16 protein-coding genes are annotated in these 20250 nt (G+C 72.0%); 8 read left to right on the top strand and 8 right to left on the bottom strand.

Annotated features, from left to right (window positions below; translation table 11 throughout):
- Nucleotides 1–197: 197 nt before the first annotated feature.
- Nucleotides 198–3476: an alpha-mannosidase gene (locus tag IPK37_05805; protein QQS01905.1), complete on the bottom strand. Its 3279-nt coding sequence runs from the start codon at nt 3474–3476 to the stop codon at nt 198–200.
- Between the two features lie 84 nt (nt 3477–3560).
- Nucleotides 3561–4229 carry a TetR/AcrR family transcriptional regulator gene (locus IPK37_05800; GenBank protein QQS01904.1) on the bottom strand — a complete coding sequence of 223 codons (669 nt, stop codon included), beginning with the start codon at nt 4227–4229 and terminating at the stop codon, nt 3561–3563.
- 228 nt (nt 4230–4457) lie between these two features.
- Here IPK37_05800 and IPK37_05795 point away from each other — a divergent pair, with 228 nt between their 5' ends.
- On the top strand, nt 4458–6227 hold the full coding sequence (locus IPK37_05795; GenBank protein QQS01903.1) for an oleate hydratase: 1770 nt from the start codon (nt 4458–4460) through the stop codon (nt 6225–6227).
- Between the two features lie 55 nt (nt 6228–6282).
- Here IPK37_05795 and IPK37_05790 read toward each other — a convergent pair whose 3' ends face one another.
- A complete protein-coding gene (locus IPK37_05790; protein ID QQS01902.1) occupies nt 6283–6714 on the bottom strand; it encodes a VOC family protein in 432 nt (143 codons plus the stop codon).
- 123 nt (nt 6715–6837) lie between these two features.
- A complete protein-coding gene (locus IPK37_05785) occupies nt 6838–7167 on the bottom strand; it encodes an antitoxin (protein QQS02697.1) in 330 nt (109 codons plus the stop codon).
- 347 nt (nt 7168–7514) lie between these two features.
- Here IPK37_05785 and IPK37_05780 point away from each other — a divergent pair, with 347 nt between their 5' ends.
- Entirely contained in the window at nt 7515–7904 is a 390-nt protein-coding gene (locus IPK37_05780) for a WHG domain-containing protein (GenBank protein QQS01901.1), read from the top strand.
- An 87-nt stretch (nt 7905–7991) separates the two neighbouring features.
- Here IPK37_05780 and IPK37_05775 read toward each other — a convergent pair whose 3' ends face one another.
- Nucleotides 7992–8594, bottom strand: a complete 603-nt coding sequence (locus IPK37_05775; GenBank protein QQS01900.1) for a hypothetical protein — start codon at nt 8592–8594, stop codon at nt 7992–7994.
- 144 nt (nt 8595–8738) lie between these two features.
- On the opposite strand from IPK37_05775, the gene metB reads away from it, so the two are divergent.
- Nucleotides 8739–9878, top strand: a complete 1140-nt coding sequence (gene metB / locus IPK37_05770; protein ID QQS02696.1) for a cystathionine gamma-synthase — start codon at nt 8739–8741, stop codon at nt 9876–9878.
- A 91-nt stretch (nt 9879–9969) separates the two neighbouring features.
- Complete coding sequence (locus tag IPK37_05765; GenBank protein QQS01899.1) at nt 9970–10707, top strand: sulfite exporter TauE/SafE family protein; 738 nt, start codon at nt 9970–9972, stop codon at nt 10705–10707.
- 95 nt (nt 10708–10802) lie between these two features.
- Here the strand turns inward: IPK37_05765 and IPK37_05760 are convergent, their stop codons facing one another.
- Genes IPK37_05760 through IPK37_05750 form a run of 3 tightly spaced genes read right to left on the bottom strand, consistent with a single transcriptional unit; the run spans nt 10803 to nt 15167 of the window.
- Nucleotides 10803–13361, bottom strand: a complete 2559-nt coding sequence (locus IPK37_05760; GenBank protein ID QQS01898.1) for an AMP-binding protein — start codon at nt 13359–13361, stop codon at nt 10803–10805.
- Nucleotides 13258–14052, bottom strand: a complete 795-nt coding sequence (locus IPK37_05755) for an AMP-binding protein (GenBank protein ID QQS01897.1) — start codon at nt 14050–14052, stop codon at nt 13258–13260. The genes IPK37_05760 and IPK37_05755 overlap by 104 nt, the downstream gene beginning before the upstream one ends.
- Nucleotides 13989–15167, bottom strand: coding sequence for an AMP-binding protein (locus IPK37_05750; GenBank protein ID QQS01896.1), 1179 nt, complete (start codon nt 15165–15167; stop codon nt 13989–13991). The genes IPK37_05755 and IPK37_05750 overlap by 64 nt, the downstream gene beginning before the upstream one ends.
- 298 nt (nt 15168–15465) lie before the next feature.
- Between IPK37_05750 and IPK37_05745 the strand changes: the two genes are divergently transcribed.
- The 4 genes from IPK37_05745 (at nt 15466) to kdpB (ending at nt 20248) form a co-directional block, all read left to right on the top strand.
- The gene (locus tag IPK37_05745; protein QQS01895.1) at nt 15466–16269 is read left to right on the top strand and encodes a DUF4118 domain-containing protein; all 804 of its coding nucleotides are present in this window, start codon (nt 15466–15468) and stop codon (nt 16267–16269) included.
- Between the two features lie 96 nt (nt 16270–16365).
- Nucleotides 16366–16452: a K(+)-transporting ATPase subunit F gene (kdpF, locus tag IPK37_05740; protein ID QQS02695.1), complete on the top strand. Its 87-nt coding sequence runs from the start codon at nt 16366–16368 to the stop codon at nt 16450–16452.
- Entirely contained in the window at nt 16452–18101 is a 1650-nt protein-coding gene (gene kdpA / locus IPK37_05735) for a potassium-transporting ATPase subunit KdpA (protein QQS01894.1), read from the top strand. The genes kdpF and kdpA overlap by 1 nt, the downstream gene beginning before the upstream one ends.
- Nucleotides 18098–20248, top strand: coding sequence for a potassium-transporting ATPase subunit KdpB (kdpB, locus tag IPK37_05730; protein QQS01893.1), 2151 nt, complete (start codon nt 18098–18100; stop codon nt 20246–20248). The genes kdpA and kdpB overlap by 4 nt, the downstream gene beginning before the upstream one ends.
- Nucleotides 20249–20250: the final 2 nt, after the last annotated feature.

The raw sequence follows: 20250 nt of genomic DNA, 5'->3' as shown, positions 1-20250 counted from the left end.
GCGAGCGGTGCCGCCGGACGAGTGTCGGCCTGACCGAGGTCCCCGTTACCAAAGGCGCCGCCGTGTGGTCATTTTTCGTCACCATGGTGGTGGAATATGTCAGCCGGGGGACGGGAGTGGTCATCGGCGGCGAGCACCGTCACTGCGGACGATCAATACGCCGCCGACTGCCGCCATCACGCGGGTATTGATGGTCGTCAGGAACCGGCACGGCGAAGGCGCAGCGTCGCGATCTGGAACGGGCGCAGCGCCACGTCCCACCGGTCTTCGCGCACCGCCGCGTACGACTCGGCCGACAGCTGCCGCACCACCGGGGCGAGCGGCCCCTCCAGCGGCTCCTCCAGCAGGTCGCAGGCCAGCACGTCGGCGAGCGGGTACGGCGCAGAGATCCGGGCGCGGGCCCGGCCGCCGTACGCCTCGTAGAGCCGCACGATCACGTCCCCCGACCGGTCGTCGGCGAGCTTGACCGCCTCGACCACCGCGCCCTGCTCCGAGTAGACCCCCGCCACCGCGGGCGGCGGCTGGCCGGCCCCGGCTGCGGTCGCCGGGACGACACGGAGCGGCAGGTTGAGCGCGTACCCCTCCCGGATCGTCGCGGCCACGTCCCCGGGGCTGATCGCGTACGTCAACTCGTGACGCCCCGCGTCCGCGGAGGGATCGGGCCCGTTCGGCGAGCGCAGCAGGGTCAGCCGGACCGTCGTGATCCGGCTCCCGTCCGTCGCGACGGAGCGGGTCACGTCGTGACCGTATGTCGAGTCCGTAAGCAGACCCACCCCGAAGTCGGCCGCCCCGGCGCCCTCGTCGACGTGGATCCAGCGGTGCGCGCAGGCCTCGAACCGGGCCCAGTCCCAGGACGTGTTCTCGTGGGTGGGGCGTTGGACGTGCCCGTACTGGATCTCGGACCGCTCGGTCTCGGCGTGTACGGCGAGCGGGAACGCTGCCTTGAGCAAGCGCTCCCGCTCGCGCCAATCGATTACGGTGACCACATCGAGGCGCGGCGAGCCGGCCCGGAGCACGTAGGTCTGGGTGATGGTGGAGGCGCGATACCGCCGGACGACCTCGACCCGCGCCTCCAGGGGATGCTCGGCGACGACCTGCATGGAAGCGAGCGACTCGGGCCCGGCCAGATCCTCGACGGTGTTGCGGTAGTGCCGCTCGATGTCCCAGGCGTCCCAGTCGTTCGGCACGTCGGGGTGGACCTGGAGGAGGTTGGCCACATGGCCCGCCGGGACCAGCTCCCGCGGCGCCAGGCCGGCGAGATTCGCCGACCCCGCGGGCTCGCGCAGGTCCTGCAGCGAGGTCACCAGCCCGTCGGTCAGCGTGACCCGCACCGACCCGTTGACCAGGACGATCGCGGAGTCGTCGCCCGCGCCGCCTCGTTCCACGGTCACCGAGTGCACCCGCGGGGCTTCGCGCAGCGTGCCGGCCGACGAGGCCGGGGCCACCGCGAAGGCCGGCCCGTCGGGCCCGGCGACCACCTCGGCGCGCAGGAACGGCGCCGCGTTGAGGACGCGGTGCCCCGCGGGGCCGCCGCTAGCATCGGCTCCAGCCGCACCCTCCGCCGTGTCGCCAGCCCAGCCGCTCGCACCGCTTGCGCCAGGCAGCGCCGCCGCGGCACGCGCGATCAGCCCTTCCAGCTCCGCGACCACCGCGGCGTACGTCGCCTCCGCCTCCCGGTGCACCCACGTGATCGAGCTACCCGGCAGGATGTCGTGGAACTGCAGCGTCAGCACGGTCTTCCAGAGCCGGTCCAGGTCGTCGTACGGGTACGCGAACCCCGCACCCAGCACCGCCGCCGACGTCGACCACAGCTCGGCCTCGCGCAGCAGGTGCTCGCAGCGCCGGTTGAACGCCTTGCTGCGCGCCTGGGTGGTGAGCGTCCCCCGGTGCAGCTCCAGGTATAGCTCGCCGGCCCAGACGGGCGCCGCCTCGCCGTACTCCGCGACCGCCGCGGCGAAGAACTGATCCGGCGGCTCGATCGTCACGCGGGGCAGCCCCTCCAGGTCGGCCATCCGCCGGTGCCGCTCGAGCATCTCCCGGGTGGGGCCGCCACCGCCGTCGCCGTACCCGAACGGGTAGAGCGACCGCGACGCCCCGCCCTTGTCGCGGAACTGCCGCGACGCGCGCTGGACGTCCTCGACGTTCATCGAGCCGTTGTAGGTGTCCGCCGGCGGGAAGTGGGTGAAGATCCGCGTCCCGTCGATCCCCTCCCACCAGAACGTGTGGTGCGGAAAGGCATTCGTCTGGTTCCAGCTGAGCTTCTGGGTGAGGAACCAGTCGTTGCCGGCCAGCCGCGCCACCTGCGGATAGGCGGCGGTGTAGCCGAAGCTGTCCGGCAGCCAGACCCCGCGCGTCGTCACCCCGAACTCGCGCCGGAAGAATCGCTTGCCGTGCACGAGCTGCCGGGCCAGCGCCTCCGAGCCCGGCAGGTTGCCGTCCGCCTCGACCCACGCGCCCCCGGTCGGCACCCAGCGCCCCCTCCCGACGGCGCCCTTGACCTCGGCGTACGTCGTGGGCTGCGCCTCCTTGAGCCAGGCGTACTGCTGGGCCTGCGGCGCCGCGAACAGATAGCCGGGGTAGTCCCGCATCAGGTCCAGGGCGCTAGCAAAAGTACGCGCCACCTTGCGGCGCGTCTCCCGCAGCGGCCAGAGCCAGGCGGTGTCGATGTGCGCGTTGCCAATCGCGCTGATGTGGTGGACGGTCTCGTGCGCCCCGGCCGCGAGCAACGGCGCCAGCACCGAACGCGCCGCAGCCGCCGTCCCCGGCACATCGCGATAGTCCAGCGCGTCCAGCGCCCGTTCGATCCCCAGCGTCACGGTCGCCCGGCGTGGGTCCTCGAACGCGAGCGAGTGCATCAGATCCCCGAGCACCTGCAGGTCGAGGGCCAGCCCGGCGACCTCCTCGCGGAGCACGGCCAACTCCGCGCCGCGGAACGCGAACAGCGGCTCGGACCGCCTGGTCAGCACGTCGGACTGCGGCGTGTTCATCCGGTTGTCGCCCATGATGTCGGGGTTCGCGCCCAGCTCGACGTACCACTCCAGCCGCTCCCCGCCCCGCGCGATCCCGCGCCCGGCCCCGGAACCCTCCCGCCGGATCGGCAGGTACCGGCTCTCCGGGTGCAGCCCCTTCACCGGCGTCCCGTCGGGCAGGTAGGCCAACCCCTCGCAGGTGAACCCCGGTCCGCCGCCGAACCCGGGGTCGATGACCGCCTCGACGCGCCGGCCGGCCCAGTCGGCGGGGACCTCGCCGGTCACGTGCAGCCACAGCGTGTCCCAGGCTCGGCCCCACCAGTCGCCGGGGTGCAGGGGCTCGTACGGCGTACCCGCCGCGGTCGCCACCTCGAACGACACCGGCTCGCCCGGCGTCCGCCACGCGGTGACGGTCAGCGGGGCCCGGTCGCCGTAGATGGCGGGCCGGATCCGCTCGTCCATCGCGCGGCCGAGGCGGTTCTCGATCTGGCGATGCCGGTCGTGCATGGGGGCCTCCGAGGGTTACGCCGTGGGCTGCTGCCCTCACGCTAACGGCCGGCGACCGGCGGCTCGACCGCGCCGCACGGGGACTCAGCCGGGCAGGAGGCGGTCGAGCAGGGTGCGGATGGTCACGCGCAGGGTGCGGGGCAGGTCCTCCGTGGGCGCCCGGCCGACGCCGACCCGCACGAGATCCATGTACATGGTGGCGTAGACGACGTACGCCGCGAACGCCACGTCCTGCTCCGCCGCGTCCGGCCTCGCGAGCTGCAGGATCGTGTGGATCGCCGCCTCGAGCCCCTCGACGGTGCCGAGGTGGCCGGCGCGGTCCCCGGGTGCGAACAGGAGTTCGCGCTGGTAGGCGACAACGAGCTCGGGCCGGGACATCCCGGTCTCGGCCAGCGGCACGAGCAGGGCCATGATCGCCTCGACCGGATCAGCGCCGGCCCGGGCCATCGCGACGCCGCGGTCGCAGCCCGCGCGCAGCCGCTCCGACTGGACGGTGAGCAGGAGGTCCGCCTTGGTGCGGGCGTAGCGGAACAGGGTGCCGTTGGAGACGTCGGCCCGCTCCGCGATCTCCTGGGTGGTCACCGCGTCGTAGCCCTTCTCCCGGAACAGCTCGTCGGCGGCCGCGAGGATCGCCTCGTGCTTGAGCCGCTTGTTGCGCTCGCGCCGGCCCTCGGGCTGGGCCGCCGTGGCCACGTCGGCCGCCGCGGTCCCGGTGGCCACGGAGGCTTGGGTGCGGGCGGGTAGGGTGGTCATGAGGCACCTTCACGGGTCGGGCCGGGGGCTAGGAGTCGGGGGCGAACGGCGCACAAGACGGCGCCAACTGACGCCGTAGGTCGCGGAGCGCGCTCCAAACGAACATCGTACGACGCACGGCGTGCCTGCGCGAGCAGGTGTGATGCTGCCAACACGAATAGGAGCACACTCCAAAAAGGAGTAGACTCCGAACTGTAGTCGCGATTCGCACAAGAGTAAGGAGCACCCGTGTACTACAGCAGCGGCAACTACGAGGCGTTTCTCCGCCCGCGGAAGCCGGAAGGGGCCGACACGACGTCCGCTTACCTCGTCGGCGCGGGGCTGGCGTCCCTCGCGGCCGCCGCCTTCCTGGTCCGTGACGCGCAGGTGCCGGGGGACCGCATCACGATCCTGGAGGCCAGCTCGATCGCCGGCGGCGCCTGCGACGGCGCCGAGGACCCGAACCGGGACGGCTTCCTCATGCGCGGTGGGCGCGAGATGGAGAACCACTTTGAATGCCTCTGGGACCTGTTCCGCTCGGTCCCCTCGCTCCGCACCGAGGGCGCGAGCGTCCTCGATGAGTTCGCCTGGCTCAACAAGGACGACCCCAACTACTCGCTGATGCGCGCGACCAAGGATCGCGGCATGGACGGTGAGACGAACGGCGAGTTCACCCTGTCGGCCAAGGCCCAGAAGGATCTGGCGAAGCTGTTCCTCACCCGTGATGAGGACCTCTACGACCGCACCATCGACCAGGTGCTCGGCAAGGACTTCCTGGCGTCGAACTTCTGGCTCTACTGGCGCACGATGTTCGCCTTCGAGGAGTGGCACAGCGCGCTGGAGATGAAGCTCTACCTGCAGCGCTTCGTGCACCACATCGGCGGCCTGCCGGACTTCTCGGCGCTGAAGTTCACGAAGTACAACCAGTACGAGTCGCTCATCCAGCCGCTGCAGACCTGGCTGACCGAGCAGGGCGTGCGGTTCCAGTACGACACCCGGGTCACCAACGTGCTGATCGACAAGGTGGCCGAGCCCGGCAACCCGGGCGCCCTGCGCAAGGTGGCCCGGCGGATCGAGTGGCTGCAGGACGGCCAGCCGGGCGGCGTCGACCTGACCGAGCGGGACCTCGTGTTCATCACCAACGGCTCGTGCGTGGAGAACTCGCGCTGGGGCCGGCACCACGAGGCGCCCGTGTGGGACTACGAGGTCAAGCCGGACGGCGTCTGGGGGCTCTGGCAGAACATCGCCCGTCAGGACCCGAGCTTCGGCCGCCCTGAGAAGTTCGTCGGCCACGGCGACCGTACGGCGTGGGAGTCCGCGACGATCACGACCCTCGACGACCGGATCCCGCGGTACGTCGAGAAGATCTGCCAGCGCGACCCGTTCTCGGGCCGCGTCGTGACCGGCGGCATCGTGTCGGTGCGTGACTCGGCGTGGCTCCAGTCGTGGACCATCAACCGGCAACCGCACTTCACCACCCAGCCGGCCGACAAGCTGACGATCTGGTTCTACGGCCTGTTCATCGACCGCCCGGGCGACTACGTCAAGAAGTCCATGAAGGACTGCACGGGCGAGGAGATCACCGCCGAGTTCCTCTACCACCTGGGCGTACCGGTGGAGGAGATCCCCGAGCTGGCGGCCACCGGCGCCATCACGCGGCCCTGCGCGATGCCGTTCATCACCTCGTTCTTCATGCCGCGCCGCGCCGGCGACCGCCCGAACGTCGTGCCTGACGGCGCCGTGAACTTCGCCTTCATCGGCCAGTTCGCCGAGACGAAGCGGGACACGATCTTCACGACCGAGTACTCGGTCCGGACCGGCATGGAGTCGGTCTACACGCTCATGAACGTCGACCGCGGCGTCCCCGAGGTGTGGGGCAGCGTGTATGACGTACGGGACCTGCTCGGCGCCGCCGCGAAGATGCGCGACGGCAAGAAGATGCGGGTGCCCGGCCTGGTCATGAAGCGGCTCGACAAGACCGTCGTCGGCGACCTGCTCCGCAGCACCGGGGTGGTCTGACCGCCGGGGGAGGGGGGTGACCGGCGGCCTGAATGGCCGCCGGTCCCGCCCCGACCTATGGAGCCGGTCGCGGAGGTACGACCAAGGCGGTGAGCGGACCTGCCCCGGCGTTCGCCATCTCCCAGCGGTAGCCGTCCGGGTCGGCGGCGTATCCGGAGTATCCGCCCCACGATCGCCGCGTGCCGCGCTCGATGAGGGTCCCGCCGGCCGCCGCGACGTCCTCGAGCACGGCATCGACTGCAGCATCGCTGTCGACGTTGTGGGCCAGGGTGATCGGGGCGATCCCCTGGCCGAGCGTGCTGGCGCCCACCTCCGCGGCGAAGGCGGCGTGTTCCCACAGGCTCAGCAGGAGATGACTGCCTACGCGGAGCATGAGGACGTCATCGACGTCGAGGAACGGATCCCAGCCCAGACCGTCGACGTAGAAGCGGCGCGAGGCCCCCAGGTCCTGCACCGCGAGCGTGATGAGGCTGAGCCGCTGCTCCATGGCCCCAGTATTCCCGGCTGACCATGCCCGTGGAACGCTCCCGACTGGACGCGGCAAGGGCCGCCCGCACATGGCGGGCGGCCCTTGCTGAGGTGGACGACAGGCGCTGCCGTCCGGGTGACGTCAGTTCTGCGGCGGGGTGTAGGCCGGGATCGGGTTCGGGTAGGCGGTGTCGCCGACCGGAGCGGCAGCGTCGGCGGCCGGCACGTCGTCCTGCACGCTGGTGTCCTGCCAGCCGGCCGCGGGGCCGGTGGGCTCGGCGTCTTCGCGGGGCTTGCCCGGGCGCGGCGGCACGTGGGCGGCCTTCTGCTTGGCGACGAACTCGACGCCCTTGCCCGCGGCGTCCTTCGCCTGCTCGATCTGCTTGCTGAACTTGCCGTCGGTCTTGCTGTCGACGAACTTGCCAGCCTTGTCGATCGCGTCGCCGATCTTGTGGCGGTTGGCGTCGGTCATCTCGCCCGCCTGCTTGACGGCCTTGCCGACGGCGTGCTCCGCCTCCTTGACCACCTGCTTGGCCACCTTGGTGATGTCCTCGATGATCGCCATGTCCTGGTCCTCTTTCGTCTGGGAGCTTGCAGCTCCGGCCGCTGGCGGCCCTGGGTCACTCGGTCGAGCGTCCACTACCCACCCGAACGCCCATCATCCTCCGATGATTCCTGACAGGTCGGTCGGTTTGGGATGCCACGTGCGTCACACTCCGGCGTCAGCCGCCTCCCCGACGCGCCCGTGCAGCGACGCTGGACGCCACGGCCGAGGATGCGGCTCCGAGGGAGCGGTTCGAGGCGTTGGCCGGAGAACTCGTGGCCTGGGCCCGGGTCCACCCGCATGACTTCGCGCTGATGTATGGAACGCCGGTTCCGGGGTACTCCGCGCCCCCGGAGACCGTGGGCGCTGCGGCGCTGGTGGCGGCGCCGTTTTTCCGGGTGCTTGCCGAGGCGCCCGCAGACCTGCCGGCCGCCGATTCGCCGGTGGAGATCCTCTCGCCAGGCCTGCGTGCGCAGGCCGCCGCCTTCTCGACGGGGGTGGAGCCTGCCCCGTCTCCCGCGCGTGTGGTGGCGCTGTTCGCCGCGTTTGCACAGCTCGTCGGCCTGATCACCCTCGAACTGGGCGGCCACTTGGTCGGCTCGTTCGACCCCGCGGATGAGTTCGCCGCGCACGTGATCCGATCACTCGGACAAGCGCTCGACTGAGGCGTCCCGCCGGGCGTTCGAGTCTGGGCCCCGTCCGGGCGGGATGTTACGGAGGCTTGGCTGGTGGGCCCGCCGCGCCGCTAGATGTCAATAAAACCGAAGCCGAGCGTCATCGGTGACACTGACGGCACAGCAACGTGCTGGGTGAAAGGAGATCGAGGTGGCGACATCGACATCGGCCGCGCGGAAGACCGCGGCTTCGAAGACGGCGGCGAAGCCGGCCGGGGCCGCCGCCTCGGTGGCGAAGACGGCCAAGAAGGCAGCCGCCACGAAGGCGGCGACCGCGAAGAGCGCCGCGAAGACGGCTACGAAGGCGGCGGCCGCGAAGTCGGCCACCGCCACCAACGCGACCGCGGCGAAGTCGGCCGCCAAGAAGACGACGGCCACCAAGACGACCGCGGTGAAGCCGGCCGCCACGAAGGCGACGATCGCGAAGAAGGCGACGGCCACGAAGGCCAGCTCGGCGAAGCCCGCCGCGAAGACGGCTACGAAGGCGGCGGCCACGAAGTCGGCCACCGCCACCAAGGCGACCGGGGCGAAGCCGGCCGCGAAGAAGGCAACCGCCACGAAGACGACCACAGCGAAGAAGGCAGTCGCCAAGGCGACCTCCGCGAAGCCGGCCGCGAAGCCCGTCGCGAAGAAGTCGGCCGCCAAGAGGTAGCGTCGCGAGGCCTCCGACCCAGGCGGCACCGCCTGACTGGACGCGGCGAAAGGCGCTCGGGAGTTCTGACTAGGATAAGCAGGCGTTATTTCACCGCCGATGTCCCAGGACTCTCCTGCAGCACCGAAAGGCCTACCGTGACCGAGCGCCACCCGCAGACTGCAGCCGTTCGCATGGGGCTGGAGACCGACCTGACGCACGGATCGGTGGTTCCGCCGATCTACCTCTCCAGCAACTACACGTTCGCGGCCTTCGGCGAGCCCCGTCGCTACGACTACACGCGCAGCGGCAATCCCACCCGCGACGTTCTCGGCGAGGCGCTCGCCGAGCTCGAGGGCGGCGCCGGGTCGGTCGTCACCGCGACCGGCATGGCCGCGATCACCACGGTCGTGGTCGCCCTCCTTCGTCCCGGTCAGCGCATCGTGGTGCCGCACGACCTGTACGGCGGGTCCTGGCGCCTGTTCGATTCGCTGTCGGAGAAGGGGCACTTCGAGGTGTCCTACGTCGACCTCACCGACCCCGCGTCCGCGGCCCGCGAGATCGCCCCCGACGCACCCGGCGGCGCACCCGCGGTGGTCCTCATCGAGACGCCCAGCAACCCGCTGCTGCGGATCACCGACATCGCCGCGGTCACCGCGCTCGCCAAGGCCGTCGGCGCGGTCGTCGTCGCCGACAACACGTTCTGTTCGCCCCTGGGGCAGCGGCCCCTGACGCACGGGGTGGATGTCGTCGTGCATTCGACGACCAAGTACCTCAACGGCCATAGCGACGTCGTGGGCGGGGCGGTCGTCGCCGCGGACGCGGAGATGGTCGAGCAGCTCGGCTGGTGGGCCAACGTCATCGGCGTGACCGGCAGCCCCTTCGACTCCTACCTGACCCTGCGCGGGCTGCGTTCCCTGCACGCCCGGATGCGCGCCCACGAGGAGAACGCCGCCGCCGTCGCCGAGGCCCTCGCGGCCCATCCCGCCGTACGGGCCGTGCACTATCCCGGGCTCACGAGCCACCCGGGCCACGAGCTCGCGGCGCGGCAGCAGGACGGCTTCGGCGGCATGGTGAGCTTCGAGCTGGCGGACGAGGAGGCGGTACGTCGGTTCGTGACGGGACTCGGCTGCTTCTCGTTGGCCGAGTCGCTCGGCGGGGTCGAGTCCCTGGTGGCGCACCCCGCGACCATGACGCATGCCTCGATGACGCCGGAGGCGCAGGCGGCGGCAGGCATCACCGGGGGCCTGCTGCGCCTCTCGGTGGGCATCGAGGCCACCCGGGACCTCGTCGCCGACGTACAGGCGGGGTTGGAGCGAGCGGCGACCGCCTGACGCGCGCTCACGGCACGGCGTTCGCCTGACGCGCGACCGCCTGACGGCGATCCGGGGCGCGTGGACGACCTGGCCCGGCAAGATCGATGCCGTGCCACTGTCCTGGTCGGTCTTGCTCGCCGCCACCGCCGCGCTGGTCGGGGCCGCGCTGCAGCGCTCGACCGGCATGGGCTTCGCGCTGGTCACGTCGCCGTTCATGATGCTGGCGCTGGGTCCCGTCGACGGCATCGTCGTCACCAACGTCGGCAGCGTGGTGACGGCGGCGACGTCGGCGTACCAGCTTCGCTCCGACTTCGACGCCCCGCGCGCCCGATGGTTGATCCCGGCGGGGCTGCTCGGCTGCGTGCCGGGCGCGGCGGTCGTCCGGCTCCTGCCGCCGCAGTGGGTCGCGGTCGTGGTGAGCTCGATCGTGCTGATCGCCCTGCTGGTGACGCTGGCCACGCCCACCGGGCGGGTGCGGGACCGCACCGCGGTGCGGATCGGGACGGGGCTCGTCTCGGGGTTCATGAACACGGCGGCGGGCGTCGGTGGGCCGGCCATCGCGGTGTACACCCGCAGCGTCGGCTGGGCGCGCGCCCCCTTCGCCGCCACCGCCACGGTGATCTTCGCGGTCCAGGGCGTCACGGCAATCCTGCTGAAGCAGCGCTGGCCGGCCCTGGGGCAGCCCGGCTGGGCAGTGCTCGCGGCGGCCGTCGCCGTGGGGCTCCTGGTCGGAGGTGCCCTGCACGGCCGGATCGACGACCGGCTCGCGATGCGCGCGGTGATGGCTTTGGCCCTGGCCGGCACGATCGTCGCGTTCGTGCGGGCGGTCGCCGCGATCGCGGCCTGAGCGTCTCGCCCACGGCGCGGGTGCCACGCCGGCGGGCCTGAGTGCAGAGCTGGTGGCCCGAGCGCCGCGCTGGCGGCCCGAGCGCCCCGTGCAGATCAGGCCGGTTCGCCGAGGAACTCCTGAATGTGCCGGGCGACCTCGTCGACCCAGGGGGACCGCAGCATCGTGATGTGGTCGCCGGTCACGTCGACGCGCCGCCAGGGGCCGGTCAGGTACGCCGCCCACGCGGCCCGCAACGAGCGCTCCGGGCTGTCCGCGACGACGACCAGGGTCTTGCCTGACCACGGCCGCCCGCGGTGCCGCGGCGCGATGAGGTTCGACAGGTGGAACAGGCGCCACGCCATGCTGCCCTGCCGGCTCGTCGCCGCCAGGAACACCGTGCCCGCCACGAACCGGGCCTGTTGGCGCAGGTTCCAGTGCTCGAGCTCCGGCAGATACGCCGGGTCCGGCGGGAACGAGTCCAGGATGACGAGGTGGCTGACCTCCTCGCCGGCCGCTTGGAGCTGGTGGGCCATCTCGACGGCCACCACCCCGCCGAAGGAGTGTCCGCCCAGTGCGTACGGCCCGTGCGGCTGGATCCGGCGCAACTGGCGCACCCTGCGGCGAGCCATGCTCGGCACGCTCCATTCGGGCAGGCCACGGGCCTCGACGAGGGGGGACTGCAGCGCGTAGGAGGGCTGGTCGGCGCCGAGGCGCCGGGCGAGTGCCAGGAAACCCACGCCCAGGCCGCCCGCGCCCGTGACGAGGAACAGCGGGGTGCGGTCACCGGCCTCCTGCAGGGGCAGCGACCAGCGCCGCGGCTGCTTGGGGGTTGCCTCGCGAATGCGCTGCGCGAACTCGCCCAGGGTGGGAGCCTCGACCAGCAGCCGGGTCTCCGCGCGGGCCGCGGGGACGCCGCAGTGGTCGACCAGGCGGGTCATCACTTCCTCGGCGGCCAGGGAGTCCCCGCCGAGGGCGAAGAAGTCCGAGTTGCGCCGCAGCCGGGTCGGGTCGAGACAGAGGACCATGCCCCAGTGCTCGGCGACCAGGCATTCCCAGCCTGTTTCGAGGTGGAGGGCCGCGGCGTCCTCGGGCTCCGTCGGCGCGGGCAGCGCGGCGCGGTCGACCTTGCCGCGGTCGTTGCGCGGCAGTGCGTCGAGGGCGACGATCACCTCCGGCACCATGTGCCCGGGCAGCCGGCCGCGCAGCGCGCTGCGCACGGCGGCCTCGTCGACGACACCGCTCTCGGCGACGACGTACGCGATCAGCCGGGTTCCGTGATCGGACGGCCGCTGCCCGCTGGTGGTCACGGCTTCGCGGATGCCGGGGATCTCGAAGAGCACGGCGTCGACCTCGCCGGGGTCGACGAGGTAGCCGCGGATCTTCACCGAGTGGTCGGCGCGCCCGACGATCATGACGTCGCCGTTCGGCAGCATCCGACCGAGGTCGCTGGTCAGGTAGGTCGGCATCCCCTCGGCGGTCCGGCCGAACGCCTCGGCCGTCTCCGTCGGCATGCCCCAGTAGCCCGTCGCCACCTCGGGCGCGGTCACCTGCAGCCGCCCCACCTCGCCCTGGGGGACCACCTGTCCCACCGCGTCGACGGGTTCCAGCACGGTCCGCCCGACCCCCCGACCGGCCGGCAGCTGACCCGACAGGGTGCCCTCGTCCACGACGTACTCGCTGATCAGGCCCGTCTCGGAGGAGCCATAGCGATTCCGTACGACGCAGCCCGGCGGCAGGATCGCCAGGGCGGGGCGAACGTCGCCCTCGTGGGAGGGCTCGCCGGCGACGGTGAGCCGGCGCAGCGAGCGGAGGTTGGCGGGGTCGGGCCCGGCAGCACAGAAGGCCCGCAGGATGGCGGGGGAGGCGATCATGATCGTGCACTGGCGGTGGGCGATGAAGCGGCCCAGTGTCGAGATGCCGCTGCTGCGGGTGTCGTAGAGGTGCAACGTCACCCCGACCAGCAGGCCGTGCACTGTGGTCGTGAGCCCCGCGTGGAACGCGATGGGCAGGGTGTGGGCGATGACGTCGTCGGTGTCGTAGCAGCCGCTGGCCACGGAGGAGTTCCACGCGTCCCGGACGAGAAGCCGGTGATTGTTCGCCACGGGCTTCGGGGCGCCGGTGGACCCGGAGGTGAACGCCACGACCGCGACCGAGGCGGGGTGGGGTGGGCGTTCCCACAGCAGTTCCGGGTCGCAGTCCTTGCCACCGGGGTGGACGACGCGGCTGCTCAGCTCGTAGGCGAGGGCGCTCAGCTCCGGTGCGGCGAGCACGATGCGGGCGCCGATGCGCGCCAGCAGCTGCTGCGAGCGCGGCGCCGGGGTCCGCGGATCGAGCACGAGCACCGGATGGCCCGAGGCGATGACGGCGACGAGGGCGGCCACGGCGTCGACCTCGTGGCCGAAGAGGATCGCCACCGGCTCGGCGGCGCCGAACTCGTCCGCCCCGCGCGGCACCGCCGGCGGGTTGAGACCGGCGACGGCTTGTCTAAGGTTGCTCAGAATCGTGGCGGCCCGGACCGTGAGCTGGCGGTAGGTCAGCGACTGCGCGGCATCCGTCACCGCGACCTTGTCAGGCTGACATCGGGCCACCTCGCGCAGGCGCGGGAGCACGCCGGAGTCGACGTCGTCCTCGCTGATGGCGATGGTCAACCGGCTCGAGTCGATGGCCGTCATGAAACCCCCCGTGCGTCGTTCCTGGCGCCGGGGTTGGACCCCCCAACACAGCGGCTCCACAGGATTGTAGGACAGTTGTCCAGCTTTCCGCTCGGTCGGTTCCCGCAGTGGGCCCGCTGGCCGCGCCGGCATCCCCGGCGACCTCCTCGGTTGAGCATCCGTCCCGCGCCAGGGCCGCCCGGTCGATCTTGCCCCGGTCGTTGCGCGGCAGCGCCCCGAGCAGGCGGATCCGCTCCGGGACCATATGGGCCGGAAGCCGGTTCGCCAGCGCCGTGCGGATGCCGATCCCGGTCAGTCCCGCCGCGGGATCGACGGCAACGTAGGCGACCAGGCCGGCCTCACCCTCCGCGGCGGAGCGGGCTTCGCTCACCGTGGCCGCCTCCCGCACCCCGGCCAGCGTGTGCAGGACCGCGTCGACCTCGCCCGGATCGACGAGATAGCCGCGAATCTTGACGGCGTGGTCGGCCCTCCCGACAACCATGAGGTCGCCGCGGGGGAGCCGCCGGCCCAGGTCGCTGGTGAGGAACGTGGCCAGGCCATCCGGGCCGGCGCCGAACGCGGCGGCGCTCTCCCGCGGCAGGCCCCAGTAGCCGAGGGCCACCGAGGGGGCGCGGACGCGGACCCGCCCTACGTCGCCCTCCGGGACGGGGTTTCCGTCGCGATCGACGAGCTCCACCACCGTCCAGCCCACGCCCCGGCCGGCAGCATCGGGCCGGCGGCAGCGGTGGCCGGGTCCACGACGTACTCGGTGATCAGGCCCGTCTCCGAGGCGCCGTACCGGTTGCGGATCACGCACGAGGGCGGCAGCAGCCGCTGGACTCGAACGACGTCCGCGGCGGGCGCGGGCTCGCCGGCGATGGTGAGTCGCCGCAGGGTGCGCAGGAGCGCGGGCTCGGGAGCCCCGGCGCAGAGCGTGCGCAGCACTGCGGGCGCCGAGATCAGCACGGTGCAGCCGCGGTCCCGGATGAACTGCGGCAGCTCCGCGACCCCGCGGGTGCGGGTGTCGTACAGGTGCATGGTCGCCCCGACGAGGAGGCCGTGCACGGTCGTGGTCAGGCCGGCGTGGAACGCGAGCGGCAGGGTGTGCGCGAGCACGTCCTCGTCGTCATAGCAGCCGGTGGCGATCGAGGAGTTCCAGGCGTCGCGGACCAGGAGCCGGTGATCGTTGGCGACGGGTTTCGGTGCTCCGGTCGACCCCGACGTGAACGCGACGACGGCCACGCCGCACGGGTCGGGCGGGCTCTCCCACAGCGCCGCCGCCCGCGCTGGGTCCGCTCCGCGGGTCGGACCGTACGTCGTCGCAGCCGAGGTCCCGTACGTCGTTGCGGCCGGGGTCCCGGACGGGACGACGAGATCGGCGCGCACGCTCGCCGCGAGCCACGCGAGATCGGGCGAGCACACGATGAGCCGCACCCCGAGCCGGTCGGCGAGCTGGCCCAGCCGATCCGGCGGTGTGGTCGGGTCGAGCACCAGCAGGGGGTGACCGGAAGCGAGAACCGCGACCATGGCGGCCACCGCGGCGATCTCGTGGCCGAAGAGGACGGCGATCGGCTCCCGTGCGGCGAACTCCTCGGGGCAGCGCCGCGCCGGCGGCGGGTCCAGGCGGGCGAGGGCTGCCTGCAGATCCGTGAGGAGGTCGGCGGCGGAAGCGACCAGCTCGGCGTAGGTCGCGCTCGCCCATGCGTCGGCCACGGCGATCTTGTCGGGTTGCTGACGGACCACGTCGCGCAGACGCGGGATGATCCCCCCGGCCACGTCCACTTCCCGCAGCGGGCGGCAGCGCGCTTTCGGCGCCAGCTTTCTCATCCGCGTCGCGGCCCCCTTTGTCACCGACGCTCCACGCCATTCCCCCAGCCCGACGGGGCAGTTTAGGCCGGCCCGTCCGGCGCCCGCCACAGGACCCTCACCTGCACCGTCGCCCCAGTCGGCCCCAGATTTCCGGTCCCCCGCCGGATTTCCTTGGGCGAGAACGGGGGCCGACATCAGCCATGCTGGACGGGCGTCCAGATCTCCAGTGTCGGATGGCCGTTAAGAAGGCGTCAAGAACCGCTAGGTCGCCGTCAGCTCTCCGCGGCCCCGGGGTCGGCCGGGGTGCCATGGGCACATGGAGACCGCTGCACCCCGTACGCCCGCCGCCGAGGCGCCGCGACCGACCGAGCCCGTGTCTCGCGCCTCAGGTGGCGACCTCCTTGCCGCCCTCCGGCGGCCCGGCCCGCGCCGGCTCGCCGCACTCGTCGTACCGGCCCTGCTGGGCCTCGCCCTCTCGCCCGGACGGGACAGCATCGACACCGCGGTCGTCGTGCTGATCTTTGCCCTCCTGGTCGTGTCGGTCGCCGCGTTGGGGGACCGGGTCGCCGGGCTGCTGGCGTCGGTGTCGTCCGCCGCGTGGATGGACTTCTTCCTCATCCCGCCGCACTTCACCTTCCGCATCGCCCGCGGCGAGGACATCGTGCTCGCCATCCTCTTCGGGCTCGTGGGCCTGGCCGTGACCGAGCTGGCGCTGCGCGGCCGGCGGCAGGCGGCCGAGGTGGCGCGGCGCGGCGGGTACGTCGACGGCGTCCTGCAGGTCCTGCGCATCGCCCCCGAACAGGGCTCCGGCCAGGACCGCCGCCAGGCCATCTGCCGGGAGATCACCCGCGTGCTCGGTGTGGACAGCTGCCGCTACTCCGCCGGGGCACCGGCCGGGGGGTGGCCGATCCTGCACGACACGGGCGAGCTCACCCAGGACGGCCGGCGCGTGGACGTGGCGGGCGCGGGACTGCCGACCAACTCCGTCATCGCCATCCCGGTGCGGCACGCCGGGACCGTCGTGGGCCACTTCCGGCTCATCGCCGCGACCCGCATCGTGCACCCCACCGTCGACCAACTCAAGGTCGCCGTGCTCCTGGCGGAGCAGGCCGGCCTGTAAGCCACCGGCCCCCGTTCACCAGCGGGCATCAGCGGGGCTCTCCCGCTGCGCCCGGCCTGCCTATCACGCAGACGTTCGGAGGGAACTCGCCTCGCCATGCTCGAACAGTGGATCGCAGCCTTCGTGGCCATGACCCTCGTGGCCTACCTGGTCTACGCCCTGGTCAACCCGGAGAAGTTCTGATGTCGGACGTGTCGGCGGCGATCGGCGCGCTGCTCCTGGTGGCCGCCGTTCTCGCCGCGACCCATGCGCCGCTGGGCGCCTACCTTGCCCGCACCTTCGAGGACGGCCGGCACCTGCGCATCGAGCGCGCCCTCTACCGGCTCTGCCGGGTGAACCCGGACGGCGAGCAGAACTGGGCGTCCTACGCCGGCGCCGTCCTGGCCTTCTCCACCGCATGCGTCCTCGGGCTGTGGGGGCTGCTCCTCGTCCAGACTCACCTGCCCCTCGCAGCCGGTCGCGAGGGCATGAACGTCGACACCGCCCTCAACACGGCCGTCTCCTTCGTGACCAACACCAACTGGCAGAGCTACGGCGGCGAGACCGGTGCCACCCACCTGTCCCAGATGGCGGGGCTCACCGTGCAGAACTTCGTCAGCGCGGCCGTCGGCCTCGCCGTCGCCGTCGCGCTGACCCGGGGCATCGCCCGCTCCGGTACGGACCGGCTCGGCAACTTCTGGGTCGACCTCGTGCGGGGGGTCGTGCGCGTGCTGCTGCCGCTCGCCGCCCTCGGCGCCCTCCTGCTGGTCTGGGGCGGGGTGATCCAGAACCTCGCCGGGCCGACGACCATCACGACGCTGACCGGCGGCGAGCAGGTCATCCAGGGTGGCCCGGTGGCCTCCCAGGAGGTCATCAAGCTGCTCGGCACCAACGGCGGCGGCTTCTTCAACGCCAACTCGGCCCACCCGTTCGAGAACCCCAACCCCGTGACCAACATCGTCGAGATCCTGCTCGTGCTGGTCATCCCGTTCGCGCTCCCGCGCATGTACGGCCTGATGGTCGGCGACCGCCGCCAGGGGTACGCCGTCCTCGGCCTGATGGCCACCCTGTTCACCGGCATGTGGGCCGCGGCGCTGGCGGCCGAGACGCAGCTGGCCGGGACGATGCAGGGCGCGCTGGAGGGCAAGGAGCTGCGCTTCGGGGTCCCTGGGACGGTGCTCTTCGCGACGGCGACGACCGGTACGTCGACCGGGGCGGTCAACGGAATGCACGACTCGTTCAGCCCACTGGGCGGCGGCGTCGTCCTGACCAACATGCTGCTCGGGGAGATCAGCCCCGGCGGGGTCGGCACCGGCCTCTATAGCGCGCTGGTCATTGCGATCATCACCGTGTTCGTCGCGGGGCTGATGGTGGGCCGTACGCCGGAGCTGCTGGGCAAGACCATCGGCCAGCGGGAGATCACCTGCGCGGCGCTGTTCATCCTCGTCATGCCCGCCTTGGTCTTGCTCGGCACGGGCGTCGCCATCGCGCTGCCCGGAGCCCGGGAGGCGCTGGCCAACGCCGGGCCGCATGGACTGACCGAGATGATGTACGCCTACGCCTCCGCCTCCAACAACAACGGTTCGGCCTTCGCCGGGCTGGCCGCCGACGCGCCCTGGTTCAACCTCACGCTCGCGGCGTGCATGTGGCTCGGCCGGTTCGTGCCCATCACGTTGGCCCTGGCGCTGGCCGGCTCACTGGCCGCGCAACCCAAGCGGCCCAGCACCGAGGGCACGGTGCCCACCCACACCCCGCTGTTCACCGCGCTGCTCGTCGGCATCGCCGTGATCGTCGCGGGCCTGACGTTCTTCCCGGCCCTCGCGCTGGGCCCGATCGCGGAGGCCACCCTGTGACGACCTCGCTGCTCACCCACGACGAGCCGCAGCCCACCCTCAAGCGCCGCGGCGAGCGGCTGCACCCCGCGCCGACGCAGGCGTCGCTACGGCACCTTGCGCTCGCCCAGCTGCCCGAGGCGCTGCGCAAGCTGGACCCGCGCCACGTCGTCAAGGCCCCGGTGGTGTTCGTGGTCTGGGTCGGTTCGATCCTGACCACCGCGCTGGCGGTCGCGCGCCCCAGCGTCTTCGCCATCGGCGTGACCCTCTGGCTGTGGGCCACCGTGCTCTTCGCGAACCTCGCCGAGGCGATCGCGGAGGGCCGCGGCAAGGCCCAGGCCGCGACCCTGCGGGCCACCAAGACCGAGACCGTCGCCCGGCGGCTGCGTGCCGACGGCAACGAGGAGCAGGTGCCTGGGGCGCAGCTGACCATCGGCGACCTGGTGATCGTCACGGCCGGCGAGGTGATCCCCGGCGACGGGGACGTCGTCGAGGGCGTCGCCACGGTCGACGAGTCCGCCATCACCGGTGAGTCCGCCCCGGTCATCCGCGAGTCGGGCGGGGACCGGTGCGCGGTTACCGGCGGCACAACGGTGCTCTCGGACCGCATCGTGGTGCAGATCACCAGCAAACCCGGCGAGACCTTCATCGACCGGATGATCGCCCTGGTCGAGGGTGCCGCCCGGCAGAAGACCCCGAACGAGATCGCCCTGTCGATCCTGCTGCTCACGCTGACGATCATCTTCCTGCTCGCGGTCGCGGCGATCGCGCCCATGGCGACCTACAGCGGGGCGCCTCAACCGGTCCTCACCCTCGTCGCGCTGCTGGTCTGCCTCATCCCCACGACGATCGGGGCGCTGCTGTCAGCCATCGGCATCGCCGGCATGGACCGGCTCGTGCAGCGCAACGTGCTCGCCAAGTCCGGCCGGGCGGTCGAGGCGGCCGGCGACGTGTCGACCCTGCTGCTCGACAAGACCGGCACGATCACGTTCGGCAATCGGCGCGCCAGCGAGATCATCCCGGTCGGCGGGGCCACGCAGGCGGAGGCGAACCGGGCGGCGTACCTGTCCTCCCTCGCCGACGAGACCCCCGAGGGCCGCTCGATCGTCGAACTCGTCGCGGGGGAGTTCGGGACGCCGGCGGCGGGCGACGTACGGCGTGGTCCGTCGACGCCACCGTACGACGCGCCCTCCGGGGCGACGTTCGTGGAGTTCACCGCCCAGACCCGCATGTCGGGGCTCGACCTGCCCGACGGCGGGGCGATCCGGAAGGGGGCCGGCACGGCCGTCGCGGCGTGGGTGCGCGCAATGGGGGGCAGCGCCCCGAGCGGGCTCGACGAGGTGGTCGAGTCGATCTCGGCGGCGGGCGGTACGCCGTTGGTGGTCGCCGAACACGCGGGGGGTCGCAGTGCCGACGACGGTACGACGCGCGTGCTCGGCGTCATCCACCTCAAGGACGTGGTCAAGCCCGGGATGCGCGAGCGCTTCGAGGAACTGCGCCGGATGGGCATCCGCACCGTGATGATCACCGGCGACAACCAGCTGACCGCGCAGGCCATCGCCGCCGAGGCCGGGGTCGACGACTTCCTGGCCGAGGCCACCCCCGAGGACAAGATGGCGCTGATCAAGAAGGAGCAGTCCGGGGGCCGGCTCGTCGCGATGACCGGGGACGGCACCAACGACGCGCCCGCGCTCGCGCAGGCCGACGTGGGCCTCGCCATGAACACCGGCACCTCCGCGGCCAAAGAGGCCGGCAACATGGTCGACCTCGACTCCGATCCCACGAAGCTCATCGAGATCGTCGGCATCGGCAAACAGCTGCTCATCACCCGCGGGGCGCTGACGACGTTCTCGATCGCGAACGACGTGGCCAAGTACTTCGCGATCATTCCGGCGATGTTCCTGACGGTCTTCCCGGGCCTGGGGGCGCTGAACATCATGCGGCTGCACAGCCCCGAGTCCGCGATGCTCTCGGCCGTCATCTTCAACGCGCTGATCATCGTGGCCCTGATCCCGCTCTCGCTGCGGGGCGTCTCCTATCGGCCGATGTCCGCCGCCGCGCTCCTGCGACGCAACCTCCTGGTGTTCGGAATCGGCGGCGTGATCGCCCCGTTCGTCGGGATCAAACTCATCGACCTGGTCGTGTCCCTGCTCCCCGGATTGGCGTGATG

The organism is Austwickia sp., assembly GCA_016699675.1.
Lineage (GTDB): Bacteria > Actinomycetota > Actinomycetes > Actinomycetales > Dermatophilaceae > Austwickia.
This window is presented reverse-complemented; position numbering and strand designations above follow the sequence as displayed.

Excerpts from the sequence above, each read along its gene's own strand:
- IPK37_05750 (QQS01896.1), bottom strand. The coding sequence starts at position 15,167 with ATGAGAAAGCTGGCGCCGAAAGCGCGCTGCCGCCCGCTGCGGGAAGTG.
- metB (QQS02696.1), top strand. The coding sequence starts at position 8,739 with ATGGGGCTGGAGACCGACCTGACGCACGGATCGGTGGTTCCGCCGATC.
- IPK37_05760 (QQS01898.1), bottom strand. The coding sequence starts at position 13,361 with ATGACGGCCATCGACTCGAGCCGGTTGACCATCGCCATCAGCGAGGAC.
- IPK37_05800 (QQS01904.1), bottom strand. The coding sequence starts at position 4,229 with ATGACCACCCTACCCGCCCGCACCCAAGCCTCCGTGGCCACCGGGACC.
- kdpF (QQS02695.1), top strand. The coding sequence starts at position 16,366 with ATGCTCGAACAGTGGATCGCAGCCTTCGTGGCCATGACCCTCGTGGCC.
- kdpA (QQS01894.1), top strand. The coding sequence starts at position 16,452 with ATGTCGGACGTGTCGGCGGCGATCGGCGCGCTGCTCCTGGTGGCCGCC.
- IPK37_05790 (QQS01902.1), bottom strand. The coding sequence starts at position 6,714 with ATGGAGCAGCGGCTCAGCCTCATCACGCTCGCGGTGCAGGACCTGGGG.
- IPK37_05805 (QQS01905.1), bottom strand. The coding sequence starts at position 3,476 with ATGCACGACCGGCATCGCCAGATCGAGAACCGCCTCGGCCGCGCGATG.
- IPK37_05745 (QQS01895.1), top strand. The coding sequence starts at position 15,466 with ATGGAGACCGCTGCACCCCGTACGCCCGCCGCCGAGGCGCCGCGACCG.
- IPK37_05785 (QQS02697.1), bottom strand. The coding sequence starts at position 7,167 with ATGACCGACGCCAACCGCCACAAGATCGGCGACGCGATCGACAAGGCT.